The sequence below is a fragment of the Superficieibacter electus genome, from assembly GCF_002915575.1.
Lineage (GTDB): Bacteria > Pseudomonadota > Gammaproteobacteria > Enterobacterales > Enterobacteriaceae > Superficieibacter > Superficieibacter electus.
In genome coordinates this window covers 94096-110921 of record NZ_PQGD01000003.1, presented here as the reverse complement: position 1 = coordinate 110921, position 16826 = coordinate 94096, and the positions used below count along the sequence as shown (strand labels likewise).

At 50.9% G+C, this 16826-nt stretch carries 17 protein-coding genes; 2 read left to right on the top strand and 15 right to left on the bottom strand.

What is annotated here, in order from left to right; all coding sequences use genetic code 11:
* Positions 1 to 32: 32 nt before the first annotated feature.
* Positions 33 to 1307 carry a tyrosine--tRNA ligase gene (gene tyrS / locus CHU32_RS04415; RefSeq protein ID WP_103674580.1) on the top strand — a complete coding sequence of 425 codons (1275 nt, stop codon included), beginning with the start codon at positions 33 to 35 and terminating at the stop codon, positions 1305 to 1307.
* 56 nt (positions 1308 to 1363) lie between these two features.
* Here the strand turns inward: tyrS and gstA are convergent, their stop codons facing one another.
* From gstA to blr, 13 genes are all read right to left on the bottom strand, one after another.
* Positions 1364 to 1966 carry a glutathione transferase GstA gene (gene gstA / locus CHU32_RS04410; protein WP_103674579.1) on the bottom strand — a complete coding sequence of 201 codons (603 nt, stop codon included), beginning with the start codon at positions 1964 to 1966 and terminating at the stop codon, positions 1364 to 1366.
* 112 nt (positions 1967 to 2078) lie between these two features.
* Complete coding sequence (gene dtpA / locus CHU32_RS04405) at positions 2079 to 3584, bottom strand: dipeptide/tripeptide permease DtpA (RefSeq protein WP_103674578.1); 1506 nt, start codon at positions 3582 to 3584, stop codon at positions 2079 to 2081.
* Positions 3585 to 4160: 576 nt separating this feature from the next.
* Positions 4161 to 4796 carry an endonuclease III gene (nth, locus tag CHU32_RS04400; RefSeq protein ID WP_103674577.1) on the bottom strand — a complete coding sequence of 212 codons (636 nt, stop codon included), beginning with the start codon at positions 4794 to 4796 and terminating at the stop codon, positions 4161 to 4163.
* Entirely contained in the window at positions 4796 to 5494 is a 699-nt protein-coding gene (locus CHU32_RS04395) for an electron transport complex subunit E (RefSeq protein WP_103750789.1), read from the bottom strand. The genes nth and CHU32_RS04395 overlap by 1 nt, the downstream gene beginning before the upstream one ends.
* Before the next feature lie 3 nt (positions 5495 to 5497).
* Positions 5498 to 6118 carry an electron transport complex subunit RsxG gene (gene rsxG, locus CHU32_RS04390; RefSeq protein WP_103674575.1) on the bottom strand — a complete coding sequence of 207 codons (621 nt, stop codon included), beginning with the start codon at positions 6116 to 6118 and terminating at the stop codon, positions 5498 to 5500.
* 9 nt (positions 6119 to 6127) lie between these two features.
* The gene (gene rsxD, locus CHU32_RS04385) at positions 6128 to 7180 is read right to left on the bottom strand and encodes an electron transport complex subunit RsxD (RefSeq protein WP_103674574.1); all 1053 of its coding nucleotides are present in this window, start codon (positions 7178 to 7180) and stop codon (positions 6128 to 6130) included.
* A complete protein-coding gene (gene rsxC, locus CHU32_RS04380; protein WP_103750788.1) occupies positions 7181 to 9367 on the bottom strand; it encodes an electron transport complex subunit RsxC in 2187 nt (728 codons plus the stop codon).
* Entirely contained in the window at positions 9360 to 9938 is a 579-nt protein-coding gene (gene rsxB, locus CHU32_RS04375) for an electron transport complex subunit RsxB (RefSeq protein WP_103674760.1), read from the bottom strand. Before rsxB ends, rsxC begins: the two co-directional genes overlap by 8 nt.
* On the bottom strand, positions 9938 to 10519 hold the full coding sequence (gene rsxA, locus CHU32_RS04370; RefSeq protein WP_103674572.1) for an electron transport complex subunit RsxA: 582 nt from the start codon (positions 10517 to 10519) through the stop codon (positions 9938 to 9940). The genes rsxB and rsxA overlap by 1 nt, the downstream gene beginning before the upstream one ends.
* Before the next feature lie 77 nt (positions 10520 to 10596).
* The gene (locus CHU32_RS04365; protein ID WP_103674571.1) at positions 10597 to 11037 is read right to left on the bottom strand and encodes a DUF2569 domain-containing protein; all 441 of its coding nucleotides are present in this window, start codon (positions 11035 to 11037) and stop codon (positions 10597 to 10599) included.
* 80 nt (positions 11038 to 11117) lie between these two features.
* The gene (gene ydgT / locus CHU32_RS04360) at positions 11118 to 11333 is read right to left on the bottom strand and encodes a transcription modulator YdgT (RefSeq protein ID WP_103674570.1); all 216 of its coding nucleotides are present in this window, start codon (positions 11331 to 11333) and stop codon (positions 11118 to 11120) included.
* Positions 11334 to 11598: 265 nt separating this feature from the next.
* Positions 11599 to 12999, bottom strand: coding sequence for a glycoside hydrolase family 1 protein (locus CHU32_RS04355; protein ID WP_103674569.1), 1401 nt, complete (start codon positions 12997 to 12999; stop codon positions 11599 to 11601).
* Positions 13000 to 13109: 110 nt separating this feature from the next.
* Positions 13110 to 13247, bottom strand: a complete 138-nt coding sequence (gene blr / locus CHU32_RS04350) for a division septum protein Blr (RefSeq protein ID WP_103674568.1) — start codon at positions 13245 to 13247, stop codon at positions 13110 to 13112.
* A 211-nt stretch (positions 13248 to 13458) separates the two neighbouring features.
* Between blr and CHU32_RS04345 the strand changes: the two genes are divergently transcribed.
* The gene (locus CHU32_RS04345; RefSeq protein ID WP_103674567.1) at positions 13459 to 14502 is read left to right on the top strand and encodes an oxidoreductase; all 1044 of its coding nucleotides are present in this window, start codon (positions 13459 to 13461) and stop codon (positions 14500 to 14502) included.
* Between the two features lie 38 nt (positions 14503 to 14540).
* On the opposite strand, the gene add is transcribed toward CHU32_RS04345, so the two are convergent.
* Positions 14541 to 15542 (bottom strand): adenosine deaminase, encoded by a 1002-nt coding sequence (gene add, locus CHU32_RS04340; RefSeq protein ID WP_103674566.1) that lies wholly within the window; start codon positions 15540 to 15542, stop codon positions 14541 to 14543.
* A gap of 99 nt (positions 15543 to 15641) precedes the next feature.
* The gene (locus CHU32_RS04335) at positions 15642 to 16814 is read right to left on the bottom strand and encodes a MalY/PatB family protein (protein ID WP_103674565.1); all 1173 of its coding nucleotides are present in this window, start codon (positions 16812 to 16814) and stop codon (positions 15642 to 15644) included.
* Positions 16815 to 16826: the final 12 nt, after the last annotated feature.

Below are 16826 nucleotides of genomic sequence, written 5' to 3'. Positions count from 1 at the left end.
AAGGTGCAGTCGTTTTATACATGGAGATTTTGATGGCAAGCAGTAACTTGATTAAACAATTGCAAGAGCGGGGGCTTATCGCCCAGATTACGGACGAAGAAGCGTTAGCAGAGCGACTGGCGCAAGGGCCAATTGCACTCTATTGCGGTTTCGATCCTACCGCTGACAGCTTGCATTTGGGGCATCTTGTTCCATTGTTATGCCTGAAACGCTTCCAGCAGGCCGGGCATAAACCCGTTGCGCTGGTGGGCGGTGCAACCGGTCTGATCGGCGATCCGAGCTTTAAAGCCGCTGAGCGCAAACTCAATACCGAAGATACCGTGCAACAATGGGTGGATAAAATCCGCAAACAAGTTGCGCCATTCCTTGATTTTGACTGCGGCGAAAATTCCGCAATTGCGGCCAATAACTATGACTGGTTTGGCGGCATGAACGTGCTGACTTTCCTGCGCGATATCGGCAAGCATTTCTCTGTTAACCAGATGATTAATAAAGAGGCAGTCAAGCAACGCCTGAACAGGGACGACCAGGGCATCTCGTTTACCGAGTTTTCCTACAACCTGCTTCAGGGCTATGACTTTGCCTGCCTGAATAATTTGCATGGTGTTGCACTGCAAATTGGCGGCTCCGATCAGTGGGGGAACATTACCTCTGGTATCGACCTGACTCGCCGTCTGCATCAAAATCAGGTGTTTGGTTTAACCGTGCCGCTGATCACAAAAGCAGACGGCACTAAATTTGGGAAAACAGAAGGGGGAGCCGTCTGGCTCGATCCGAAAAAAACCAGTCCTTATAAATTTTATCAGTTCTGGATTAATACCGCTGACGCGGATGTGTACCGCTTCCTTAAATTCTTCACGTTCATGGACATCGCTGAGATCAATGCCCTGGAAGAAGAAGATAAAAATAGCCGTAAAGCGCCGCGCGCGCAGTATGTACTGGCAGAGCTGGTGACTCGCCTTGTTCATGGTGAAGAAGGGTTGACCGCTGCGAAACGCATCACGGAAAGCCTGTTCAATGGCACCTTAAACGCGCTAAGCGAAGCGGATTTCGAACAACTGGCACAGGATGGCGTACCGATGGTTGAGATGAAAAGAGGGGCCGATCTTATGCAGGCGCTGGTTGACTCTGAGCTTCAGCCTTCTCGCGGTCAGGCGCGTAAAACCATCGCCTCAAATGCCGTCACCATTAACGGCGAAAAGCAAACTGACCCGGAATATACCTTTGCTGATAGCGATCGTTTATATGGTCGTTATACCCTGTTACGTCGGGGTAAGAAAAATTACTGCCTGATTTGCTGGAACTAATCCAGCAACATGTGCAGGGGCGTGGAAATCACGCCCCTGCGTGATGCCATATTTATTTACAGCCCTTCTGCTGCCAGCGCGGCGGCCACGGCTGGCCTTGCCGCCATACGTGCCATATATGCCTTGATATTGCTCAGACCGTCCATCTCCAGTTTTACCGCTTGTGCCCAGCGCAGAACGGTAAAAAGATAAGCATCCGCAATAGTAAAGCGCAGACCATTGATCCATTGCTTATCACTTAAGGCTTCCTCGATAAACTGAAGTTTTTTCTCCAGAAGCCCGCGCACCACGGGTTTATATTCTTCCGGTGTATCCGGACGGAAAAGCGGTGTAAACCCTTTGTGCAGCTCTGTGGCAACGTAATTTAGCCATTCCAGTGCTCTGTATCGGGTGATGCTTCCTGGCGGAGCGAGGAGTTGACGATCTGGTACGCTGTCAGCGATGTACTGCATTATTGCCGTACCTTCTGTGAGCAGCGAATTGTCATCCAGTTGGATCGCGGGCACCTGGCCTTTCGGATTGACATTAAAAAAGTCACCGCCATTTTCCAGATGTTTATTCGCCAAATCTACCTTCTCCAGCGTAAAATCTACGCCGCTTTCGCGCAGAACAATATGCGAAGCAAGAGAGCAGGCACCGGGCTTGTAAAATAGCTTCATTGTAAACTCCTTCGGGGCGACTATATGCATAGTCGTATGGTAGTGCTATGGCAGGTAAAAAAAAAGCCACTAACAACGTTAGCGGCTTAAATATGTCTGTTTCCCGATGATATTACGCGGCAGGCGTTTGCGCTGCCTTAACGTCGTTTTCGTCGTTTTGTGTCATGCGGTTAAGCTTCGGTGCGGTGAGCAGCATCAGGATAGCAATAACGCCAGTCGCTATACCAATCTGCATAAATACATGACCATATACCTGCAAGGACACCAGCGGATCGGTAACATCTTCCGGTACAGCCATCATATTCGCAACATAACCACCAATCAGGTTCGCGCCAGCAGTGGTCAGGAACCAGCTACCCATGATGAAGCCCATCAAACGTTGCGGTACCAGCTGTGCAACCATTGCCAGACCAAGACCAGAGATCATCAGTTCGCCGATACTTTGCAGAGCGTAGCTCAATACTAACCAGCCTACTGAAACGATGCCTGCATCGGTGGCAAGTTTTGCACCCAGCGGCAGGACCAGGAATGCTCCCGCACATAACACCATGCCAATAGCAAACTTAGTAGGCATCGGCAGGGTATCGCCCATTTTGTTATAGATAGCAGCCAGGATAGGACTACCAACAATGATCCAGAACGGGTTCAGCGCCTGATACTGTTCGGGCTGAACATTCATTCCCAAAATGGCATGTTCAACATTGTGAATAGCAAAGAAGTTCAGTGACGTTGGCATTTGACTGTACAGCACGAAGAAGATAATGGCCTGCAGCATCAGTATAAACGCGACGATCATTTTACGGCGCGCTGCGCCATGCATCCCAAACGCCTCTTTAGCAAAGATGCACACAATACCCAGCGCGATAACGCCAAGCACCATACGTGCGATTTGCTGGTTGTGTAGCAGCCATGTCGCGATAGCGATCAAAACGACAACGCCGACCAGCGTCATCAACAGTTTACCCACCTGCAAAGGTTCAAAGTCTGGTTTTGAGCCGTATTGTTTTACCCAGCGCTGGCAGAAAGCAAAGTTGACCACGGTGATAAGCATACCTACGACGCTCAGGGCAAACGCCACGCTCCAGCCAAATTCGGCGGCCAGCCAGGGGGTTGCCAGCATTGAGAAGAAGGAGCCTATATTCACCGCCATGTAATACATGGTGAATGCGCCATCAAGACGAGGGTCATCCTTTGCGTAGCACGTGGACAGCAGGGAGGATGGGTTAGCTTTAAATAAACCATTACCCACAGCAATCGCAGCCATACCCATATAAACGACGGCAACATCATGCCCGGACCAGGCGACAAGCGCGTAGCCAATCGCCAGAACGATTGCACCAAGCATGATGACGCGTTTAGTTCCAAGGACTTTGTCGCCCAGCCAGCCGCCAATGGCGACCAGACCATAGACCAGGGCACTAAAGGATGAAAACAGCGTGATGGAATCCGTTTCGGTCATACCCAGTTGTTTCACCAGGTAGACGGCCATAATCCCTTGCAGGCCATAGAAGCCAAAGCGCTCCCATAACTCAATTGAGAAGATGAGATAGAACGCTTTAGGTTGTTTGAAAGCGTTTAAACTGACGCTTTCTGCTGGTTTTTTGTTTGCAGTTGACACATATACCTCTTTTTTTACATCCCATATCAACGGGGGCGTTTTCGGCGGGATGCATAATAAACATCCGCTTTATAGTTATTCTGGAGGGGAAACGGCAGCTAATGTTCACTATCCTGTCCAGTCAGGCAAGACTTTTGTAATAGTCTGTTACACATAAATTTTACCGTACATTCGACCTGCTATGCAAATGTTATCCAGCGTTTAATTTCAACGATTCGTTTTAAATGGTTTTTTAAACTATCAAAAGCCGGATGGCAGGGCGGCATGGCGATATATTTTGCTGTTTTGGACTTTTTATAGTGATATAGGCCATATTCTGAAAATTATGCAGTTCATTGTTTTGTATTGTGTTGGTTTCATAAAAGTAATTGATTTGTAATTACCTGGAAATTAAACAATTTTTTAACATGGCGTTAAATGTTATCGCCACCCGTGCTGCTTAGAAAATTTTAAGCACAAAAAAACGATTTAACCGCTTTTGGGTTCTAATGCAGGGGAAAATAGGGGCTTAAGAGGGAACTTAACGCTTTTTCATGCATGAGACCGCTGCCGGCAGACAGCGGGTACAACCGGTTCTCAGGCGTACACTTTTTCTTTATATTCACACAGATCTTCGATTATACACGAGCCGCAGCGCGGTTTACGGGCAATGCAGGTATAACGCCCATGCAAAATTAACCAGTGATGACAGTCAACTTTAAAGTCGGTGGGAACCACCTTGAGCAATTTCTCTTCAACCTGCTCTACATTTTTACCTGGTGCAAATTGAGTACGATTACACACGCGGAAAATATGCGTATCGACGGCAATCGTTGGCCAGCCGAACGCGGTATTAAGCACGACATTCGCGGTTTTGCGTCCCACCCCGGGTAATGCCTCAAGGGCTGCTCTGTCTTCTGGTACTTTCCCATCGTGAAGCTCTATTAACATGCGACAGGTTTTAATGATGTTCTCGGCTTTGCTGTTATAAAGGCCAATGGTTTTAATGTAGGTTTTTACACCTTCCACCCCCAGATTAAGTAAGGACTGGGGGGTATTCGCAACAGGATACAGTTTGGCAGTGGCCTTATTGACACTGACATCGGTTGCCTGTGCTGAAAGCAGTACGGCAATCAGCAGCTCGAATGGTGAATTAAAATGAAGTTCGGTGGTTGGATGCGGATTATTTTCCCGCAAGCGAGTAAGAATAGTCAGTCGTTTGGCGTTATTCATTATGCTTTCTCTGATGCTGCTGGTGCGGAATGCACGCTATCAATCACCGCCTGCGCCCGGCGTTTTTTAGCGCGTTCATCAATCAGGTATTTTACCGCTAGCATCATACCAAGGCCAATAAAGGCACCGGGAGGCAACATTGCCAGTAAGAACGGGGTATCGGTATGAAAAACCTCAATGCGTAGCGCTTTCGCCCATGGTCCAAGTAGTGAGTCTGCACCGTCAAAGAGCGTTCCATTACCTAATATTTCACGCAGGGAACCAAGCACAAACATTGCGCTGGTTGCTCCCATCCCAATAGAAAAACCGTCAAGCGCTGATAGCGCAACGCTTTTTTTGGCGGCAAAAGCTTCCGCACGCCCAATAACGATACAGTTAGTGACAATAAGGGGAATAAAAATACCCAGTGACTGGTATAAGCCGTAAGCGTAAGCATTGATCAGCATTTGTACGACACTAACCACACTGGCAATGATCATCACATAAATCGGAATACGTATTTCAGCAGGAACCCAGCGACGCAGGGCCGAGATTGCCGAGTTTGTCAGGGTTAATACCAGCGTGGTCGCCAGCCCCAGTCCAAGGGCATTGGTGGCCGTTGACGTCACGGCGAGAAGAGGGCAGAGCCCAAGCAGTTGAACCAACGCCGAGTTATTTTTCCACAGGCCCTGGACGATAACGTCTTTTACTTCGCTCATGGTTTATTCTCCACAGGCTGGCAATTGCGAGAGTTGCGCAGGTAAGGTTACGGCAAATAGCCCTGTGCGTTTAACAGCGTTGACAACAGCACGAGGTGTAATTGTCGCCCCGGTAAATTGATCAAAGTCGCCGCCGTCTTTTTTTACTGCCCAATGACTGTCATTTTCACCATTAATTTTTTTCCCGGCAAAATGCGTGATCCAGTCAGACAAGCGCAATTCTATTTTGTCACCCAGCCCAGGCGTTTCATGATGCGCTATAACGCGCGAACCGAGGATAGTGCCGTGAAAATCTGCGCCAACCAGAAGTTGTATCGCACCGGAATAACCATCAGGAGCCGTACTCTCCAGCACCGCAGCAACCGGAACATCTCCGCTTTTGGCGATATAAACCCGATGTTGCCCTTTACCGAGTGCCGGCGCACTCACCAGATAGCAACTCTTTTGTAAATCGTTATCATAAAGCTCAGCGGGGACGACCTGATCAAAAAGAGCTCGCTGTTGCCCGGCCGCCTGTTGCGCAATTGTGTTTTGGGTCAACTGATTAATGGCGGCGGTCAGTCCGGTAGAACCCACGGCAAAAAGTGCCAGCGTGACGCCATGTTTACGCATAGTCTTGAGCATAGTCTTTCCTCAGCGATGACCGTAAACGCGTGGACGCGTGTAATAATCAATCAGCGGCACGGTAATATTTGCCAGTAACACGGCAAATGCCACACCATCAGGATAACCGCCAAAGCTACGGATAAGCCATACCAGTAGTCCCACCAGAGCGCCATAAATCAACCTGCCGCGATTGGTGGTAGAGGCGGTAACGGGATCGGTCAAAATAAAAAAAGCACCCAGCATTGTTGCCCCTGAAAGCAGGTGAATTGAGGGCGGGGCTAAGTGTTCGGGATCAATTGCCCAGCCGAGCAAGGAGCATACTGCGAGACTAAAGATAAAGCTCAGGGGAATATGCCAGCGTATTGTTTTTTGCCACAGTAAGTACAGGCCGCCTGCCAGATAAGCCAGGTTCACCCACTGCCAGCCGATACCCGCCAATGCGCCATGATAGATGGTGCTCTGCATAATCTGTGAAACGTCTTTCCCGGCATGCAGGGCGGTTTTGAAGGTATCCAGCGGCGTTGCCTGGCTAATGCCGTCAATGCCAAGGCGCAGCGTATTCATATCATCACCGCTGGCAGCATGCCCGGTAAAAATAATCTGCAATACCTCAATGATGCCCGGTGTACTGGCAGCAATGTCCTGCGGTGGCAGCCAGGATGTCATTTGAACCGGAAATGAGATAAGTAGTACCACATAGCCAATCATCGCCGGATTAAACGGATTATGTCCGAGACCACCATAAAGCTGTTTGGCAATGATTATGGCAAAAAGGGTTCCCAGAACCACCATCCACCATGGTGCGAGCGGCGGGATGCTGATCGCCAGTAATACTCCAGTCAGCCATGCTGAGTTATCCGCCAGCGTCCGACCAACAGGCTGTTTGCGTAATTTAGCCACAAAAGCCTCTGCGCACCAGGCGGCGACACTACTCAGAATAAGTTGAACTAACGTCCCCCAGCCAAAAAACCACAACTGCGCGGCAATGCCAGGCAAAGTCGCCAGCAATACCAGCATCATAATGCGTGAAGTCTGACGCTGGTTATGGGTATAGGGGGAGCTTGCGATTCTGAAAACCATTTAATCCTCGTTAACGGCCTGCTGTGCAGATTTGCGCGCCTGTACACGCGCGATAGCGGCTGCTACCGCCGCCTTACGCGGGTCAGTCTGATCGGTAGGTAAAGCGTCCTGCGTCTGTTCAGCCTTGCGGGCTTTGGCGCGGGCAATGGCCGCTTCAACCGCGGCTTTACGCGGGTCAGTTGTTTCTGGTGTGGCGTCCTGCGTCTGTTCAGCCTTGCGGGCTTTGGCGCGGGCAATGGCCGCTTCAACCGCGGCTTTACGCGGGTCTGCTGTTTCTGGCGCGGCGTCCTGCGTCTGTTCAGCCTTACGGGCTTTGGCGCGGGCAATGGCCACTTCAACCGCGGCTTTACGCGGGTCTGTTGTTTCTGGGGCGGCGTCCTGCGTCTGCTCAGCATTACGGGCTTTGGCGCGGGCATTGGCCGCTTCAACCGCGGCTTTACGCGGGTCTGCCGTTTCTGGTGCGGAGTCCTGCGTCTGCTCAGCTTTACGGGCTTTGGCGCGGGCAATGGCCGCTTCAACCGCGGCTTTACGCGGGTCTGCCGCAGGGGCTACCTGCTGCGCTTTGGCGCTTTGGTTTGCCCGGGCCTGTGCTTTACGTGCCTCACGTGCGGCGATTACCTCGCTGTTATCAGGTGTTTTACCCGCCTGGATAACCACGGCTTCTCCTGTCACCTGATGATTTTCGCGTACCCTGGCGATGGCTGCCTGAATCGCATCTTTATCCTGCGCTGCTGGTTGGGCTGCGGAGCGTTTATGGCGTTCCTGACGGCGTACTTTTTCCCGTTCGAGTCGCGCCTGACGTGCTTCGAAGCGGGCTTTTGCTTGCGCAGCACGTTTGTCTTCCAGACTAATGGCGTAAATTTCGGCCTTCTCCTGACGGAAGTATTGCACCAGCGGAATATTGCTCGGGCAAACCCAGGCACAGGCACCGCACTCAATACAATCCTTAAGATTGTGCGCAGTAGCTTTGTCGTGTTGTTGACCTTTGCTGAACCAGTACAACTGTTGGGGAAGCAGGTCAGCCGGACACGCATCAGCACAGGCGCTACAGCGTATACAGCCTTTCTCTTCCTGAGGTTCGCCCATTTCACTCACTGACGGGGCCAGCAGGCAGTTAGTGATCTTCACCACCGGTACCTCTAACCACGGCAGGGTAAAGCCCATCAGCGGACCGCCCATAATAACCATCTGATCAGATGACGGGCAAAATTCAGCAAATTCCAGTAAATGACGCACCGGGGTGCCCAACCGCGCCCAGACATTACCCGGTCGGGCGACTGCCTCTCCGGTCAACGTAACAACGCGCTCTGTCAGCGGTTCACCATCAATAACGGCGCGTTTAATTGCGTATGCGGTACCCACGTTTTGCATTAAGACGCCTATATCAGATGAGCGTCCGCCCTGGGGAACCTGTTTACCGGTCAGAATTTGGGTAAGCTGCTTTGCGCCACCCGAGGGATATTTGGTTGGAATAACGCGTAGAGAAATATCATGCACGTCAGCCAGCACGGCGCGCAGCATAGAAATCGCCTGAGGTTTATTATCCTCAATACCAATAAGCACCTGACGAGGCTGCAGAATATAGGCAAGAATACGTATGCCGTCGATGATTTGCGCGGCGCATTCCTGCATCAGCCTGTCGTCAGCGGTAATATAAGGCTCACACTCTGCAGCGTTAATAATCAGTGTTTCGATTTTATCTCCACCACCGCGCAATTTATTGCCGGTAGGGAAGCCAGCACCACCTAGCCCTGCCACCCCAAACTGATGAATCCGCTCAATAAGCTGCTCGCGACTTTTGGCTTGATAGTCTTGCCAGCCGTCGCGATCGATCCAGCGATCTTCACCATCAGCATCAATAATCACACTTAACTCAGCCAGCCCGGAAGGGTGGGCGGTTGAGTGGGGGGCAATGGCACTTACCACGCCGGAAGTGGGTGCATGAACGGGAAGCATGCTCCCCCATCCGCGGGTCAATGGCTGACCGCGTAATACACGATCGCCCGCTTTCACACACAACTCGCCCTCAGCACCGATATGCTGCTTTAGCGGAATGATGAATCGCTGCGCCAGGGGCACCTGCCGTAACGGCGTGCCGCTGGACTGGAGTTTCATCTCCGGTGGGTGAATGCCGCCATTGAAATCCCAGATCTTATCTTTTCTGAGTGCCGAAAATAGTTTAAACATGGTGTTCCACAGGAATGATACGGACGGGAATCGTCTGCAAATCCCATTTCCAGTTTTCAGTCGTGGTGGCCGCCGGTTGCAGCGTAATACACCGCGTCGGGCAGGGGTCCACACAAAGATTACAGCCGGTACACAGGTCACTCATCACGGTATGCATAGCGCGCGTTGCACCGATAATGGCATCAACCGGGCAAGCCTGAATACACTTGGTGCAGCCAATACAGTTATTTTCATCAATAATGGCCAGCATGCGAACGGGTTGCTGCGCCTGCACGTCGCCCTCAACAGGTTGCGGATCTACATTAAGCAAGCCCGCTATTTTCAGCATCACTGCCTCGCCACCAGGCGCGCATTTGTTGATGCTCTCGCCATTTCGCCCGACTGCTTCGGCATAGGGACGGCAACCAGGAAAGCCACACTGACCACACTGGCTTTGTGGCAGGATGGCGTCAATTTTTTCGACAATGGGATCTTCCTCAACCGCAAAACGACGGGAGGCATAGCCCAGCACTATACCGAAAATCAGCCCCAACACGCCGATGGCAATAATGGCTACCCAGATTGCCGTCATCATAATTTCACCAGCCCACTGAAGCCCATGAAGGCCAGTGACATAAGACCTGCAGTAATCAGAGCGATCGCATTACCGCGAAAAGGTGCGGGAATATCAGCCACGGCCAGACGTTCGCGAATAGCGGCAAATAACACCATCACCAGTGAGAAGCCTGCAGCGGCAGAGAAACCGTATAAAGCTGACTGAAGAAAATTATGCCCGAGATTAATATTTAACAGCGCTACCCCGAGTACCGCACAGTTGGTGGTAATCAGCGGCAGAAAAATGCCCAATAAGCGGTACAAAGCCGGGCTGGTTTTACGCAATACCATCTCGGTAAACTGCACGACGACGGCAATAACCAGGATAAATGCCAGCGTCCGCAGGTAGACCAAATCCAGCGGGATTAAGATCCAGTTATCAATCAGCCACGCACAGACAGACGCCAGCGTCATCACAAATGTGGTAGCCAGTCCCATCCCCATTGCTGTTTCCAGCTTTTTCGAAACCCCCATGAAGGGGCACAGACCCAGAAACTTCACCAGTACGAAGTTGTTTACCAGGACTGTTCCTGTGAATAGCAATAAATAGTCAGTCATCATTCGACCTGAAACAAAAAAAGCCGTCTATTATCGGTCAAACCGGACCAGGCGACAACAGGTTAACTGTAGGGTTATTACGGGTTAACGAATGTACTTTTAACCCGCTGCGATCGCCTGAAATAAGGAGCGAGTAGCGCTGCGGCGAGAAGTGGGAACAGCAGTTGTCGCATTGCCAGAGCATCTGAAACCGGGGAGAAAGCAAAGGCCTTTATCGCCAGTAAGACGGAGAGAAGTAACCAGAAAATATAGTGTTTAGGCACTGAGCGGCGACGTTTGAAAAAAGCAATGGTCAGCCACAGCGTATAGGACCACATCACCACCGCAAAGGCACAGGAAACAATCCATAGCGTAATATGGGTGGTACTTTGCGCTTTCAATGAAGTGAGCATCTCGGGTGTCAGCAGTGCACCTGCATAAATCAACAACGACAGCGAAGCGCTGAATAATGCCAGTAACAGCCAGGCTAAAGGTGCTAACAGCCATCCGCCAATACGTTCACCGGATTTTACAGACATGCTTACTCCACAAATTAGCGCCAGAAAAGAGGTCAACGAGCGGAGGAGTATAAAACAACTGGCGCTACTATTTACAGACTTTATTGCACGTATCGCCAGACAGTCTTCGGAACCTGACCGATGTCGAACAGTTTGCCGCCTGAAACCAGCTCAGCGCGACGGTGATCGGCTGCCCGGTACATGTTGATGATTTCCGCCTCATCAGTGAGATTATAGTTGAGGTGATCAAACAGTTTTTCCAGGCTTTCAAGAGAGCTAATTTTGCGAAACTTTAATAAATAGTCCTGAACGGTCATATTAAGTAGGTCCATTTTATAATGAGAATAATTATATAAATTAAGATTTATCAAATCTGGATATGCATCGCTGGCAGGGTGTTTATCGCGGTTCTGCCTATCAGAAATCCCCAGAAGTTCCTCTTCTGATTACTGAATACAATACACATTATTTAAGCCACCAAAGGTAACGGCAAAAACACGCATTATCCTGACGTACTTAACAGGGATGTAAAGCGTATCCGATTGATATCGCAGGTGTCGGACGACACCTGCGGTGAGAAGATTAACGCTGTTCGCCGTGGCTGGCAATAACGTTCTGATACCAGTAGTAACTCTTTTTGCGTTTTCGTGCTAAATTCTGTGTATGATCGACGTAAACAAAGCCATATTGCTTTTTGTAACCGTTCAGCCAGCTCAAAAGATCGATAAAAGACCAGGGATAATAGCCGCGAACATCGGCACCCATCGCGATGGCATTTTCCAGTGCATCAATATGCATCCGCAAATAGTCAATGCGTGGATCGTCCACCACTTCTCCATCTACAATAGGGTCTTTAGCACCCAGGCCATTTTCTGTAATGTAGATGGGAATATCGCCGTAGCGCGCTTTAATCATCATAATGCCATCAGTTAATCCCTGCGGCCAAATCTCCCAGTCCCAGTCGGTATAAACCCCTTGCGGATTGCGCACAAATTTAAACAGTCCTTTAAAGCCAAACTCACCTGCACTTTGCCGCTCACCACTGTGGTTAGCCTGAGTACTTGTTTCTCCTGGATTCGCAGCAACGGTTTCGCGGCGATAATAGTTAAGCCCAATAAAATCACAGCGGTTATCGCGTAGCAGCGCCATATCGCCAGGTTCGCACTGTGGTACACCCCATAAACGTTGAGTTTGCTCAAGCAGTTCCTCAGGATAAGCGCCTTTCAGGATCGGATCATAAAACCAGTGGGTATGAATAGCATCGGCCAGTTCGGTCGCGGCGATATCTTCAGCACTTTGGGTCAGTGGCGTGTGCGGCTGTAAGACGTTAACGAAGCCAATTTCTCCCTGAATATCTGTGTTGCGAAACGCCTGTACAGCGAGGGCATGCGCAACAAAAACATGGTGACAGGCCTGGATCGCACGCGCGGTGTTATTCACCGAAGGCGGATGACTTCCGGTTATATAACCATGGCCGATAAACACAATTGTCTCGTTAAATGTGGCCCAACGTTTTACCCGGTCACCATACCGGGCATAACACAAGCGGGCATACTCAACAAACGCCGTGGCGGTGGCACGTGATTCCCAGCCACCTTCATCCTGTAGCGCCTGAGGCAGGTCCCAGTGATAAAGGGTGATCATGGGTTCAATATTATTTGCCAGCAATGCATCAATAAGATCGCTGTAAAAGGCCACTCCTGCTTCATTGACTTCACCACGTCCCGCAGGCAGCAGACGCGGCCAGGAAATGGAAAACCGATAACTTTGTAGCCCCATTTCCGCCATTAACGCAATATCCTCGCGGAAACGATGGTAATGATCGACGGCGACGTCGCCATTGGTATCCTGATAGGTCGTACCAGGTTGATGTGAAAACACGTCCCAGATGGAAAGACCTTTACCATCTTCATCATGCGCGCCTTCTACCTGCCAGGCTGCGGTGGCCGCGCCCCACAAAAAATTATCCGGAAAAGCTGCCATGCTTAGCTCCTTCTGTTAAAGATAACAGTGTAAGAAGACTTTTTACGCAGATGCAACCGGTTTCAGAAACCGGTTACGGCATTGCGAGCACAATCACAGTCTCAGGCGGATCACGTGTGTTGCAAAGGTGTCTCTTTTTGCGGGGGTGTATAGCGATCGATTTGATGTGCCACTAAGAGCAGGATAACGGTGAGGCCCACTACGGCCCAGCCGATAAGTTCAAGGAGGCGTGAAAAGGGGGATGACATATTCTTGATTTTCCCGATGTAAACGTCGGTAAATGCTACCTGGCACAGGCAGCGCCAGCAAGTCTGTCTGCTATTTAATTCAGGCCGCGACTTTCTTTTGTGATTATTGATAATGAACATGAAAACAGTGTTGATATGCTGCGTTAATAATTTGTTGTCGCCTCCCGGGAGATGAGGTGAAATAGAGTCTAATTACTAAGAGGGCGAAAAAATGAGTGATAGTTTACGTGTTGGATTAATTGGCTATGGTTATGCCAGTAAAACGTTTCATGCACCGCTCATTGACGGCACTCCAGGACTGGAACTGGCGGTCGTATCCAGTAGCGATGAACAAAAAGTTAAGGCTGACTGGCCAGATGTGAAAGTCGTGTCCGAACCCAAACATCTGTTTAACGATCCCTCAATCGATCTTATTGTCATTCCTACCCCTAACGATACCCATTTCCCGCTGGCAAAAGCGGCGCTTGAAGCCGGGAAGCATGTCGTTGTTGATAAACCTTTCACCGTGACGTTGTCACAGGCACGTGAGCTTGATGCCCTGGCAAAAAGTTTAGGACGGCTATTGTCAGTGTTTCATAATCGCCGCTGGGACAGTGATTTTCTTACCGTTAAAACGCTTCTTGCAGAAGGCAAATTAGGTGAGGTGGCCTGGTTTGAATCTCATTTTGATCGCTATCGTCCACAGGTGCGTAATCGCTGGCGCGAACAAGGGGGCCCTGGCAGCGGTATCTGGTATGACTTAGGGCCGCATTTGCTGGATCAGGCGGTGAATTTGTTTGGCCTGCCGGTGAGTATGACGGTTGATCTGGCTCAGCTTCGCCCCGGCGCGCAGTCTACTGATTATTTCCACGCGATCCTGAGCTATCCGCAGCGCCGTGTTGTTCTTCACGGAACGTTGTTGGCCGCGGCGGAAACGGCACGTTATATCATTCATGGCTCACGTGGTAGTTATATAAAATATGGCCTCGACCCGCAGGAAGAGCGGTTAAAAAACGGTGAGCGTTTACCGCAGAAAGACTGGGGCTATGATATGCGCGACGGTGTATTGACGCAGGCGGTGGGAGAAGAGCGGATGGAAGAAGCGACGCTACTCACCAGCCCCGGTAATTATCCGGCCTATTATGCTGCAGTACGGGATGCGCTAAACGGTCATGGTGAGAATCCGGTTCCTGCCAGCCAGGCCATTCAGATCATGGAGCTGATTGAGCTGGGCATCGCGTCTTCAAAACAGCGCGCTACGCTTAATCTGGTATAACGTATACCCCGCTCATCAGGCAATGAGCGGGGCGTTCATCAGGATTTCGCGACTCGCTCAATCAGGGCATTTTTTTCCTGGGCGGTCAAAAAGGCCATTTCCAGTCCGTTAATTTGCGCCTGGCGAATTTGCTGCGGGCTTAATCCTGCGGCAGGGGCTGCCACCGTATATTCGTGAATAATATCCACACCCTGCACAGCTGGATCGTCGGTGTTGAGGCTGGCCAGCACGCCTTGTTCAAGAAAGGTTTTCAATGGGTGATGGGCGAGAGTTGACACCGTGCTGGTCTGAATATTTGACGTCAGGCACGACTCAATGCCGATCCGCTGTTCGCGCAGAAATGTCATCAGGTGAGGATCTTCAACGGCTTTAACGCCGTGACCGATACGCTCAGCGCCCAGTTCGCGGATCGCCTGCCAGATGCTTTCCGGGCCAGCGGCTTCACCCGCATGCACGGTGATATGCCAGCCTGCATCTCGTGCACGGTTGAAATGGCTCAGGAACAATGAGCCCGGGAAGCCCAGTTCATCACCGGCAAGATCCAAAGCGGTAATACCTTCGCGATGTGCCAGCAACGCTTCGAGCTCCTGTAAACAGGCCGCTTCGCCGAAGGTCCGACTCATAATACCAATCAATCGAGCTTCGACGCCGAAATCACGGCTGCCTTCGCGCACGCCAGCGATCACCGCCTCAACCACGCCTGCCACAGGCAGATTGTGCGTCATAGCCATATAACCCGGGGAGAAACGTAACTCAACATAATGCAGGCCGTTACGCGCAGCATCTTCCATATTTTCATAGGCCACGCGCCGACAGGCATCCAGCGAGGCGAGAACTTTTACGCCCCAGTCAAGCTTTGCCAGAAAGCTGACCAGATCAGGCTCGTTACGGGTGACCTGAACGTGGGGGATCAGGCCATTAAGATTATCAGCAGGAAGCGCGAGATTATACTGGCGACCCAGGTCAAGAATAGTTTGGGCGCGAATATTGCCATCCAGATGGCGGTGAATGTCAGTCAATGGGAGGGTAGTATCAATCATGATCGCACTCTTTTTTTAAGTAAAGTGCGTTCTATTATAAAAACAAACGAGGGCAAAAAGCTATTTTGCGCAACAGATTTCTCTCTTGCGCAAAAGACATCAGCGTAATGAATGAATCCCGGCAATGAGCCGTTCAACACCTTGCTCAAGCTTGCTGCGTGGGCAACCGGCATTGAGGCGGATAAAATGCTCACCTTCAGCGCCATAGGTATAACCAGGCATAATCGCGACTTTTTGCTGTTCGATCAGCACCTTTTGCAGGGCATGAACATCCACGTTAAGCGGTGCCAAATCAATCCATGCAAGATACGTCGATTGTGGCGGCTGCCAGTTTAATGCAGGGAACGCGCCATTGAGGGCATCAGCGATATACTGCAAATTAGCCTGTAAATATTGGCGCAGTGCGTCCAGCCAGGGGGCACCCTGCTGATACGCAGCGATATGGGCTACCAGCGCGGGCACCGACGGGGAAGAGAGGGCATCGCGATTTTTAAGCGCGTTGAGGTAAGCATCGCGCGATGTATTGTCGCCGATTAAACCATATGCACCGGTGAGCGCAGGGATATTAAAACTCTTTGAGCCAGAGGTTAATAGCGCCCAGCGGCTGCGTGCCACGTCACACCAGGGGATATGCTGGTGGTCTCCCCAGATCATATCCATGTGAATTTCATCACTGATGACCGCAACGTTATGCTTCTCGCACAATGCAGCCATCGTCGTCAGTTCTTCATGCGTCCAGACTTTACCGCTGGGGTTATGCGGGCTACAGAGCAGCAAAATGCGGTTTTGCGGCGCTGCCAGCGCGTGCTCAAGCTGCCCGAAATCACAGTGCCAGTCATTGTTTATCTTCTGTAACGGAACGGCCACCACCTGCCGCTGATTACCTTCAATTGTTTTGTAGAAGGCGTCATAGGCGGGGGTATGCACGATCACGCCTTCACCGGGAGCGGACCACTGGCGGATCATCTCCGCGACCATGTAGATTACCGAGGGGCCATACACCAGTTGCTGGATGTCGATCTGGCTGTTAAAGCGTGAGGCGTACCAGTGGGCGACAGCGGCCAAAAATTGGTCGTTTTTCCAGCGGCTGTAGCCCAGTACGCCATGCTCAAGCCTTGCATGTAACGCATCCAGTATGCACGGGGCGGTAGCAAAATCCATATCGGAAATGGTGAACGGTAAAAGATCGGCCGCCCCAAAGCGGTCGGCAACATAATCCCACTGCGTGCACCAGGTGCCGTGTCGGTCCACCGGGGTTGAAAAATCAAACATGTCAGCGTCCTT

Excerpts from the sequence above, each read along its gene's own strand:
- rsxB (WP_103674760.1), bottom strand. The coding sequence starts at position 9,938 with ATGACGGCAATCTGGGTAGCCATTATTGCCATCGGCGTGTTGGGGCTG.
- CHU32_RS04335 (WP_103674565.1), bottom strand. The coding sequence starts at position 16,814 with ATGTTTGATTTTTCAACCCCGGTGGACCGACACGGCACCTGGTGCACG.
- CHU32_RS04365 (WP_103674571.1), bottom strand. The coding sequence starts at position 11,037 with ATGTCTGTAAAATCCGGTGAACGTATTGGCGGATGGCTGTTAGCACCT.
- tyrS (WP_103674580.1), top strand. The coding sequence starts at position 33 with ATGGCAAGCAGTAACTTGATTAAACAATTGCAAGAGCGGGGGCTTATC.
- rsxD (WP_103674574.1), bottom strand. The coding sequence starts at position 7,180 with ATGGTTTTCAGAATCGCAAGCTCCCCCTATACCCATAACCAGCGTCAG.
- nth (WP_103674577.1), bottom strand. The coding sequence starts at position 4,796 with ATGAATAACGCCAAACGACTGACTATTCTTACTCGCTTGCGGGAAAAT.
- rsxC (WP_103750788.1), bottom strand. The coding sequence starts at position 9,367 with ATGTTTAAACTATTTTCGGCACTCAGAAAAGATAAGATCTGGGATTTC.
- rsxA (WP_103674572.1), bottom strand. The coding sequence starts at position 10,519 with ATGACTGACTATTTATTGCTATTCACAGGAACAGTCCTGGTAAACAAC.
- blr (WP_103674568.1), bottom strand. The coding sequence starts at position 13,247 with ATGTCATCCCCCTTTTCACGCCTCCTTGAACTTATCGGCTGGGCCGTA.
- ydgT (WP_103674570.1), bottom strand. The coding sequence starts at position 11,333 with ATGACCGTTCAGGACTATTTATTAAAGTTTCGCAAAATTAGCTCTCTT.
- gstA (WP_103674579.1), bottom strand. The coding sequence starts at position 1,966 with ATGAAGCTATTTTACAAGCCCGGTGCCTGCTCTCTTGCTTCGCATATT.
- add (WP_103674566.1), bottom strand. The coding sequence starts at position 15,542 with ATGATTGATACTACCCTCCCATTGACTGACATTCACCGCCATCTGGAT.
- rsxG (WP_103674575.1), bottom strand. The coding sequence starts at position 6,118 with ATGCTCAAGACTATGCGTAAACATGGCGTCACGCTGGCACTTTTTGCC.
- CHU32_RS04395 (WP_103750789.1), bottom strand. The coding sequence starts at position 5,494 with ATGAGCGAAGTAAAAGACGTTATCGTCCAGGGCCTGTGGAAAAATAAC.
- CHU32_RS04345 (WP_103674567.1), top strand. The coding sequence starts at position 13,459 with ATGAGTGATAGTTTACGTGTTGGATTAATTGGCTATGGTTATGCCAGT.
- CHU32_RS04355 (WP_103674569.1), bottom strand. The coding sequence starts at position 12,999 with ATGGCAGCTTTTCCGGATAATTTTTTGTGGGGCGCGGCCACCGCAGCC.